Origin of the sequence: Tabrizicola sp., from assembly GCF_031377265.1 — a bacterium.
Classification (GTDB): Bacteria; Pseudomonadota; Alphaproteobacteria; order Rhodobacterales; family Rhodobacteraceae; genus JAUYQR01.
Window position 1 is genome coordinate 1 of sequence record NZ_JANMET010000112.1, and the last position, 9,400, is coordinate 9,400.

The following is a 9,400-nucleotide window of genomic DNA, read 5'->3' on the forward strand; positions in this document are numbered from 1 at the left end:
GGGGGGGGGTGGGGCCATGGTGGTTGGGGGTGTGGGGACGGGAGTTGGGGCTTGGGGCTCGTGTGAAGACTTGGGGCTCGCGTGAAGACTTGGGGCTCGCGTGAAGAATTAACTCTGAGTCTGGCAGCCATCTTGCTATTCTTTCGCAGCAAGAGCAGCAGGACCATGTGATGACCGACGAGCTTCCCCAGACCAAGGCTGCACGGGTCGATTGGGTGATCCGCGCGCCCGATAACGCGGAGATGCGCCGCCGCTATGACATCTGGGCGAATGCCTATGACAGCGATGTAGGTGCGGTGGAGGATTACCTTGCGCCGATGGAGGTTGCAAAGGTTGTCGGGCAGGTCCTGGAGCGGTCTGCGCGGATTTTGGATGCCGGGGCGGGGACGGGGCTTTTGGGTCAGGCGTTGAAAGACAGTGGCTTTCATAACATTGTCGCGGTCGATTATTCGGACCAGATGTTGGAGATTGCACGAGGGAAGGCGATCTATACCGAACTGCACATCTGCGATCTGAACAACGCAACCGCGTTTGCTCCCGCGTCCTTCGATGCGGTCGTGACTTGCGGGACAACCTCGCAGATGCCCTCTGCCAGCTTGCGCGAATTTGCCCGGCTTTTGCGACCCGGGGGCAGCATCGTCTTTGCCGTCCTCCCCGAAGCTTGGGAAAGCTGCGGCTGGGCCGTCATCATGAAGGAGCTGGAGGCGGCACATCGCCTGACGCTGGGCAGTCGAGGCGTCCCTTTCCAGATGATGCCGACCACCGAACCAGACTTCATGTGCGAAATCTGGGTGCTGAAGGCGACCTGAGCAGGTTGGCGCGCGTCCATGGCAAATCATGCGTCCGGGACAGGGGAAAATCGGCGGGCGGCGGGTTCGCTGCTGTTTCTCCGAGGGCCGACTGCGGGTGCCGGGGTTACGCGCGCCGGGGTTACGCCTCGCTCAACGCGACCTTCATGTCCTTGACCAGATAGATCACCTCGCCATCCGCCTCGACCCGGCCATCGGCGACGCCCATGGTCAGCCGCCGGGTGGTCAGCGCTTTGGTGAAATCAACGTGGTAGGTCAGCTTCTTGCGGTCAGGCCGCACCATCCCGGTCAGCTTTACCTCGCCCACGCCAAGCGCGTAGCCGCGACCCAGCCAACCCCGCCAGCCAAGGTTGAAGCCGGTCAGTTGCCAGAGCCCGTCGAGGCCAAGGCAGCCGGGCATGATCGGATTGCCGGGGAAGTGGCAGGCAAAGAACCACAGGTCGGGCGTGATGTCGAATTCGGCCACCACATGGCCCTTGCCGTGTGCGCCGCGATCTTCCGAGATGTCGGTGATGCGGTCCATCATCAGCATCGGGGGTTCGGGAAGCTGGGCGTTTCCGGGGCCGAACAGCTCGCCCCGGGCGCAGGCAAGCAGCGCCTCCTTGTCGAAATATGTCGGAAAAGACGCCATCCCTTGTGGTCCCCTGCTAGGTGTTTGCATATCCCTAGCACCCGGCGAGGAAGGGTGGCAAGGGTCGGGGCATGCCCTGCCTTGACGTTGCATAAAGCCTGGCTTTGGGTGGCCGCAGCAAGCAGGGGTGATCGATGACGATTCTGGCACGGTTCATTGCGGCAAGTGGCCTTGCCAACCTCGCGGATGGTGTGGCCGTGGTGGCCTGGGCCTGGGTGGCCTCGCTGCTCACGCGCGATGCGTTGCTCATAGCGCTGGTGCCGGTGGCGTTGCGCCTGCCGTGGTTCCTGCTGGCGCTGCCTGCCGGGGTGGTGACAGACCGGGTGGATCGGCGGCGGTTGATCCTGTGGATGGACGCGCTGCGCGGACTGGCCTTTGCGGTGGCGGCACTGGCGCTCTGGCTGGCCATGCCGCTTTCGCCGGCGCCAGCAACGGGACTATCGGCGCCGGGTCTGTTTGCGCTGATCTGCGGCGCGGCGCTGATCGTGGGCGGGGCGGAAGTGTTTCGCGACAATGCCGCACAAACCATGCTGCCGGCGCTGGTCCCACACACTGCGTTGGAACGCGCAAACGGGCGGCTGTGGAGCGTGGAACTGGTGGCCAATTCGCTGATCGGTCCGGCATTCGGCGCGTTCCTGATTGCGTTCGCCCTGCCGCTGCCCTTTGCCCTGAACGCGGCCGCTTATGGCGCAGCGGTCCTGCTGGTGCTGGGTATCAGCGGCAGCTTTCGCCCGGTCCAGACGGCACCGCGCAACTGGCGGGCAGAACTGCGGCAGGGGCTGGCCTTTCTGCGCACAGCGCCGCTGTTGCGCAGTCTGGCCTGGACGACCGGGGCCTGGAACCTGCTGCACCAGATGGTGTTGATCGCCCTTGTGCTGCATGCGCAAGAAAACCTTGGCCTTGGCGCACAGGTCTATGGCCTGGTGCTGGCTGGCGGCGCGATTGGCGGCATACTTGGCAGCCTGATGGGCGAGCGGATCGTGCGCGCCTTGGGCCCGGCCCGCACCACGCAATGGATGCTTGCTACCTCCGCCCCCGCCTTTGCGCTGATGGCCTTGGCACCCGGCGCACTGACCCTGGCACTTGTCTTCGCGGTGTTCGAGTTTTCGGGGCTGACGTGGAACATCGTGTCCGTCAGCACCCGGCAGCGGATGATTCCCGATGCGCTTCTCGGTCGTGTGAACAGTCTGTACCGGCTGCTTGCCTGGGGGATGATGCCGGTGGGCCTGATCCTATCGGGCCTGATCGTGCGCCTCACGGAAGGGCCGTTGCCGCGCGATGTGGCCCTGACGCTGCCGTTCTGGGCGGCGGCGCTGGGCGCTGTTGCACTGACTGCGGCGGCATGGCGTGCGCTGGGTCGGGGCTTTGCCGATGGCTGAGCGGCGCCCGATACCGATTTTCAATTGAAAAAAGCCTGTCGCGCACCCTATATAGGAACCAGTGCAGGAAAGACGGGCGGCAATGACAGTCATCGACGCGGATCGCGGGGCGGAATGGTTGCGCAACGGCGGGCTTCGTCCGACGCGCCAGCGGCTGACACTGGCCACCTTGCTGGTCGGCGACGGCGAAAACCGCCATGTCACTGCCGAAAGCCTGCACCTGTCCGCAAGCCAGTCAGACGAAAAGGTCAGCCTTGCCACCGTTTACAACACGCTGCGGGCTTTCTGCGAGGCTGGACTGATGAACGAGGTCGTGGTTGACGGCTCGAAAAGCTATTTCGACACCCGGACCGATGACCACCCGCATTTCTACTGGGAAGACAGCCACAGTCTGACCGACGCGCCGAATGACCAGTTGCAGATCGCGGGCCTGCCGCAAGCCCCCGAGGGGATGGAGATCGCCCGTGTCGACGTGGTGATCCGGCTGCGGCGCGCCTGATAGCCTTTAGGGCTGCTCTTGGGAAAAATACTCAAGAAATCCTGAGCTGATCCGGGCTATGCCCGGTCGGCGAGGCAAAAGACCAGCGGCGGAACGCTGCTCCGTTTGAAAACCGTCAGGCGGCGCGGCGCGCGTCGGCCCAGCCCAGAAGTCGCCGGCTCTTCTCGTCCCACAGATGCAGGCGTGCGTTCACCAGGCTTTGGCGGATCGTCATCCGTTGTGCCTGTGCCAGCGGCGGGAAGTCGCGCAGCACTTCGGGCAGCCGGTAGAACGGCAGGCGGCTTTGCAAGTGATGCACGTGATGCATGCCAAGATTGGCCGTCATCCATTGCAGCGGCTGTGGCAGCACGTAATGCGACGACCCGTGCAGGGCCGCGTCATGCAGCGACCAGTCGGTTTCGTGATCCCACTGGGTGGCCTCGAACTGGTGCTGGACGTAGAACAGCCAGACCCCGATGGTGGCGCCGATCAGCACCGAAGGTAGCCAGATTGCAAAGATCGCGGCAAAGCCACCCATGAACCACAGCGCCACAAACACCGCCAGCAGGCAGACGTTGGTGGCCATCGCCGATACCCAGTAGCTTAGCCCTGCTGTCATCAGCCCCACCGGCAGCCGGTTGTTGAGCACGAACAGCCAGGCTGGCCCAAGGCCGAACATCACCGCCGGATTGCGGTACAGTCGATAGCCGAACCGCCCCCAGGGGCTGCGGGCGCGATATTCCGCGACGGTCAGTGTCACCACATCACCGATGCCGCGCCGGTCAAGGTTGCCAGCGCTGGAGTGGTGCACCGAGTGCAACCTGCGCCAGACATCATAGGGTGTCAGCGTCAGGCACCCCAAGGCGCGGCCGACCCAGTCATTCATCGCCCGGCTGGCGAAAAACGCGTTGTGTCCGCAATCATGCTGAATGGCGAACAGCCGCACCAGGAACGCCCCGATCGGCAAAGACAGCGCCAGCGACGCCAGCCAGTGCCACTGCAGCGCCACCAAGGCCAGCGCCCAAAACGCGAAGTAGGCCAGCAGGGTCACCCCAAGCTCCCACAAACTGCGGTTCCACGACGGATCGCGATAGCGTGCAAGAATTGCCACCCAATCACGGGCTGCCCGGGGTTCAGACCCTTGGGCGGAAGTCGAAGTGTCGGGGATCAAGGGTGCGCCTTTCCGTTGCGTGCCGCACCCTAGACTGTATTGCGCAGGCCGCAAAGCCCTCTCTGCCTGTGACGTATGGTCCGGGGTCGGAACGGTTGCTTCGGGTTGCGCCGCAGTCACGGCGGGCCGATGGGTGGCGTGCACCGGTACCCCGGGTCAGAACCATTGCCCCGGTTCCATCAGCCCAAGGTCCATCAGTTGCTGGCTGTGCCAGTTGAACGCGACGGAGTTGTGCCAACGGAACGTGGGAATGGAAAACAGCGATCCGGGGTTGGTGCGCAGCGCTTTGGCGGTGCGGAACGAACAGACAGCCGCTGTCAGGTTGTTGTGCCAGGCGCAGGCGTAGGTATTCATTTCTTCGTCAGACAGGGTGAAGTCGGGGTGCAGCCGCAACCCCTTTTTTGCGCGAAACAGTGAAATCCGGTCGATCTTGCGGCGTGGCCAGGGGATGTGTTCTTCGAACCGCCAACGCAGGCCGCCAAAGAAATCAAGCTGGCGATCCTTGGTTTGCCAGCCCTTGGCGGCGTCCTCCCTGGCCAGCGCGTAATAGCCTGACCGGTCCAGCCATGCGTCGTCCAAGGCCACCGCATTGCTGTTGCGACCAAGATCGCCGGCATAAAGATCCACCACATAGGTCAACATCGCATCCCGACGCTCTTCTGTGTGGAAGGTCAGCATTTCGCGCACCGACCGGGTCTCGCAGAACGGAAAGAACAGGAATTCGGTGTTGTAGCAGTAGTGAATCCAGACGCCCGCAAGCGCATCGATGAACTGGTTCACCGCATTCGACAGGGCGGCTTCGGCAAATACATCATGGGTGACGACATGCACATTGTGTTCCATCTCATCGCCAAGGCTTATGCCTTCGGGGATCAGCAGCACCACATCGCGAAAGCCGATCTTGAACTGGTGGCGCAGGGATGCGTCCAGCTCCACCTCGTCTTCGGCCATCATCAGACACAGCGGCCCGGTGGCCAGCGCCGGCCCGGCCTGTTCCAGAAGTCTGGCAATCGACGAATAGCGCATGACGGTCCCGGGTTGTCGGCCAATTGTGCAGGTCGCGGTTGCAACCGCTGCCAGACTCGGTCAAGCGCGCGGCCATTGCAAGGGGCGCGCAGTTGCGCAACCGGGTGGTTTCACGCTAAAAGCGCACCTCCCGGAGCAAGCCTGCCGGAATGGACCCAATGACCGACACCAAGAAGCTGTTCATCAAGACCTATGGCTGCCAGATGAACGTCTATGACAGCGAGCGCATGGCCGAAGCCCTGGGCACCAAAGGCTATGTGCCGACCGACACCGTCGAAGACGCCGACATGGTCTTGCTGAACACCCGCCACATCCGCGAAAAGGCGGATGAAAAGCTGTATTCCGATCTTGGCCGCCTGCGAAAGCTGAAACTGACGCGGCCGGACCTCAAGGTTGGCGTTGCCGGCTGCGTGGCCCAGGCCGAGGGCGCCGAGATTCTGCGCCGCGCGCCGGTGGTTGATCTGGTGGTCGGGCCGCAGAGCTATCATCGGCTGCCAGAGATGGTGGAGGCCAAGGGTCGCGTCATCGACACCGAATTTCCGGCGGAAGACAAGTTCGACCATTTGCCAGAACGCCTGTCCCCACGCGGGCCAGTGGCGTTTCTGACGGTGCAGGAAGGCTGCGACAAGTTCTGCGCCTTTTGCGTGGTGCCCTATACCCGCGGGGCCGAAGTCAGCCGCCCGGTTGACCGATTGCTGGCCGAAGCGCGCAATCTGGTGGCGCGTGGGGTGCGTGAAATCACCCTCTTGGGCCAGAACGTGAATGCCTATCACGGCGCAGGCGAGGGCGGGGCCTGGACCCTGTCGCGCCTGATCCGCGAGATGGCCGCGATCCCGGAATTGGCCCGGCTGCGCTATACCACCAGCCACCCGAACGACATGGATGACGACCTGATCGCCGCCCATGCCGAGGTGCCGCAACTGATGCCCTATCTGCACCTGCCAGTGCAGTCAGGGTCAGACCGCATCCTGAAAGCGATGAACCGCAAGCATTCGGCGGAACATTACCTGCGGCTGATCGAGCGTATCCGGGCGGCCCAGCCCGACATCCTGTTCAGCTCGGACTTCATCGTGGGCTTTCCGGGCGAGACCGATCAGGATTTCGAAGATACGCTGGCATTGATCCGGTCGGTGGGCTACGGGGCTGCCTATTCCTTCAAATACTCCGCGCGTCCGGGAACGCCAGCAGCCGAAAAGCCGGCTGTGCCGACCGAGGTGGCCGACGAAAGGCTGCACCGTTTGCAGGCGCTGCTCACCTTGCAGCAGCGCGCCGTGCAAGAGGCGATGGTGGGGCGCGAGGTTACTGTCCTGTATGAGAAAGCCGGAAGGATGCCGGGCCAGATGGTCGGCAAATCCGAACATCTCCACGCGGTGCATGTGCAGGATGAAACCGGCCGAATCGGCGAGTTGGCGCGGGTGCGCGTATTAGCTTCATCGACCAACTCTTTGGCCGCAGTACGAAGTTCGGACCTGACGTGAGCCCTGACAAGTGTTGCAGAATAGCCCCTTAAGGCACAAAAGCGCCAAGTTTTCTGGCCTAATCCGGCTAAGAGAACCAAATTACTGCATCTCATCGCCCTAGAAAGGGTTTAATTGTTGGCAAGATTTCACGTCTGGCCACAGTTGCCGGTTCGTAATGAGGGAGATTGGGTTGTGCTAAGGGTTTCATACGTGCTGCGGCAGGCGATCGCGTCGGTCGCTGCCGTCTTGTTGCTTGTCATCGGGTCGGCTGCGCACGCGCAGGATGGCCAGGTCACAGGTCAAATCGAGTGGGGCGTCTGGGTTGACCCTGATGGTTGCATGCACTGGTGGGCCGACGGCGGAACCGAGGGCTACATGGTGCCGCGCCGCGATGCCAAGACTGGCAAGCCGGTCTGCCTGAAACAGACCAGCTGCCTGACCGAGAGCACCGACGCGATGTTCGCCACCGCCAGCGCATCCTTGACCGGCACCGGCAGGTCCCGTCTGGAGAAGTTCTTCCGTCAGGCCGGATCGTTTTCCTACATGATCAGCGGCCATACCGACAGCCGGGGGGCCGACACCTACAACTTGGATTTGTCGCAGCGCCGCGCAAAGACCGTGGCGGATGTCGCCCGATCAGTAGGTGCGGTGGTCGACAGCGAGGCGGGCCTTGGCGAAAGCCAGCCGGTAGCCTCGAACGCGACGGCCAGCGGCATGGCGAAGAACCGCCGTGTCGAAATCCTCTGCAAGAAGTGGTGAATGCGATGATCCTTGCAGAGAGCAAATTCGTTTGGACGGTCGGGGTGGCGAAGTTTGGCCTTGGCTTGACCGTCGCACTTGGGCTGAGCGGCTGCGCCTACACCGAAGGCGGTGGCTATGAAGGTACGCAAGAGTATAGCGGGCCGGATTCGGTGATTGCCACCGGCCAGGATCAGGGCACGGACGAGGGCACGCTGGTCGATGGTAAGGCTGCAATCGCCTATGATCCGGACGGCTGCCAGGTCTGGATCATCGACGATGGCATCGAGGGCTATTCATCGCCGCGCTTTGACCCAAGGACTGGCTTGCCGGTATGTGATGGCAAATACCCGCCAGGCACGGTGATCGGCGTCTATGAAACGGACAGCGCACCGTTCAAGGACCGCGTTTCCGGCCCTGGCCAGAAATTCGTCGTCAAATAAACAGCGGGCCGTTGGCCACAAATACAGCAAAAGGCCCCGGCTAAAGCCGGGGCCTTTTGCCTTGTTTCGGGCGTGGCGTCACAAAACTTGCGTCTTTCTGCACAAGAGTTTGTGTCGGACCCGATCTGTGCTTGCCAGATGGCGTGTCCGAGATCAGACTTTACTGACTGGATCTTAGCAAAAGGAGCGCCCTTTGGGCATCAGCGCGCTGACCCCCCCGACCGCCGAGGACATTGTGGAAACGGTCCTCGAATTTCCTGACAACCGATTGTTGATCGACCTTTGCGGTGAATTTGACCGCAATCTGGCACAGATCGAACATCAGATGGGGGTGCATATCCTCAGACGCGGCAACCGGCTTGCAGTGATCGGCGACAGAAGTGCGCGCGATCAGGCCGCAGCGGTGATGCGTTCGCTCTACGCCAGGCTCGAAACAGGGCGAACCGTCGCCGCTGGCGACATTGACGGCGCGATGCGCATGGGCCGTCCGGTTGGCGATACCGCCCCCGGCGAGCAGATCGAGTTGTTCAACACCGGGATGGAGTTGCGCACCCGCAAAAAGCCGATCGAGCCGCGGACCGAGGCGCAGAAGACCTATGTCGCCAATCTGTTCGCGAATGAAATGGGCTTTGGCATCGGGCCAGCGGGTACCGGCAAGACCTATCTGGCGGTCGCGGTCGGGGTGACGATGTTCATCTCGGGCGCGGTGGAGAAGATCATCCTTAGCCGACCGGCGGTGGAGGCGGGCGAGCGGCTGGGCTTTCTGCCCGGCGACATGAAGGAGAAAGTCGATCCTTACATGCAGCCCTTGTATGACGCGCTGAATGACTTCTTGCCGGCCAAGCAGGTGCAAAAACTGCTGGAGGAGAAGCGGATCGAGATCGCGCCGCTTGCCTTCATGCGGGGCCGGACACTGGCCAACGCTTTCGTGGTGCTGGACGAGGCGCAGAATGCCACCGCGATGCAGATGAAGATGTTCCTGACCCGTCTGGGCGAGGGCAGCCGGATGGTGATCACCGGTGACCGCACACAGATCGACCTGCCGCGCGGCGTGCCAAGCGGCTTGCAGGAGGCCGAGCGCATTCTGAAAGGCGTGCGGGGTGTGACGTTCAACTACTTTACCTCGAAGGATGTTGTGCGTCACCCGCTGGTGGCGCGGATCATCGAGGCCTATGAGGCCGACGAGGCCCCGACCGGCTGACGGTTGCTTTTTTGGCGGAGCGCCGGGCGGCGCAAGACCTGTCTCCCGGCGCGCGGGACTTCGC

At 62.7% G+C, this 9,400-nt stretch carries 10 protein-coding genes; 7 read left to right on the top strand and 3 right to left on the bottom strand.

Annotated elements, in window-relative coordinates:
- Nucleotides 1–170 precede the first annotated feature (170 nt).
- Nucleotides 171–809, top strand: coding sequence for a class I SAM-dependent methyltransferase (locus RMO18_RS06595; protein WP_309664707.1), 639 nt, complete (start codon nt 171–173; stop codon nt 807–809).
- A 121-nt stretch (nt 810–930) separates the two neighbouring features.
- On the opposite strand, the gene fabA is transcribed toward RMO18_RS06595, so the two are convergent.
- Nucleotides 931–1,440, bottom strand: coding sequence for a bifunctional 3-hydroxydecanoyl-ACP dehydratase/trans-2-decenoyl-ACP isomerase (gene fabA / locus RMO18_RS06600; RefSeq protein WP_309664708.1), 510 nt, complete (start codon nt 1,438–1,440; stop codon nt 931–933).
- A 134-nt stretch (nt 1,441–1,574) separates the two neighbouring features.
- On the opposite strand from fabA, the gene RMO18_RS06605 reads away from it, so the two are divergent.
- On the top strand, nt 1,575–2,819 hold the full coding sequence (locus RMO18_RS06605; protein ID WP_309664709.1) for an MFS transporter: 1,245 nt from the start codon (nt 1,575–1,577) through the stop codon (nt 2,817–2,819).
- Between the two features lie 82 nt (nt 2,820–2,901).
- Complete coding sequence (irrA, locus tag RMO18_RS06610; protein ID WP_309664711.1) at nt 2,902–3,318, top strand: iron response transcriptional regulator IrrA; 417 nt, start codon at nt 2,902–2,904, stop codon at nt 3,316–3,318.
- 115 nt (nt 3,319–3,433) lie between these two features.
- Here the strand turns inward: irrA and RMO18_RS06615 are convergent, their stop codons facing one another.
- Both RMO18_RS06615 and RMO18_RS06620 read right to left on the bottom strand, forming a co-directional pair.
- The gene (locus RMO18_RS06615; RefSeq protein WP_309664712.1) at nt 3,434–4,408 is read right to left on the bottom strand and encodes a fatty acid desaturase; all 975 of its coding nucleotides are present in this window, start codon (nt 4,406–4,408) and stop codon (nt 3,434–3,436) included.
- A 216-nt stretch (nt 4,409–4,624) separates the two neighbouring features.
- Complete coding sequence (locus RMO18_RS06620) at nt 4,625–5,494, bottom strand: hypothetical protein (RefSeq protein ID WP_309664714.1); 870 nt, start codon at nt 5,492–5,494, stop codon at nt 4,625–4,627.
- A 158-nt stretch (nt 5,495–5,652) separates the two neighbouring features.
- On the opposite strand from RMO18_RS06620, the gene miaB reads away from it, so the two are divergent.
- From miaB to RMO18_RS06640, 4 genes are all read left to right on the top strand, one after another.
- Complete coding sequence (miaB, locus tag RMO18_RS06625; protein WP_309664715.1) at nt 5,653–6,972, top strand: tRNA (N6-isopentenyl adenosine(37)-C2)-methylthiotransferase MiaB; 1,320 nt, start codon at nt 5,653–5,655, stop codon at nt 6,970–6,972.
- Between the two features lie 321 nt (nt 6,973–7,293).
- A complete protein-coding gene (locus tag RMO18_RS06630) occupies nt 7,294–7,713 on the top strand; it encodes an OmpA family protein (protein ID WP_309664717.1) in 420 nt (139 codons plus the stop codon).
- A gap of 5 nt (nt 7,714–7,718) precedes the next feature.
- The gene (locus tag RMO18_RS06635) at nt 7,719–8,135 is read left to right on the top strand and encodes a hypothetical protein (protein WP_309664719.1); all 417 of its coding nucleotides are present in this window, start codon (nt 7,719–7,721) and stop codon (nt 8,133–8,135) included.
- Between the two features lie 193 nt (nt 8,136–8,328).
- Nucleotides 8,329–9,336, top strand: coding sequence for a PhoH family protein (locus RMO18_RS06640; RefSeq protein ID WP_309664720.1), 1,008 nt, complete (start codon nt 8,329–8,331; stop codon nt 9,334–9,336).
- Nucleotides 9,337–9,400 lie beyond the last annotated feature (64 nt).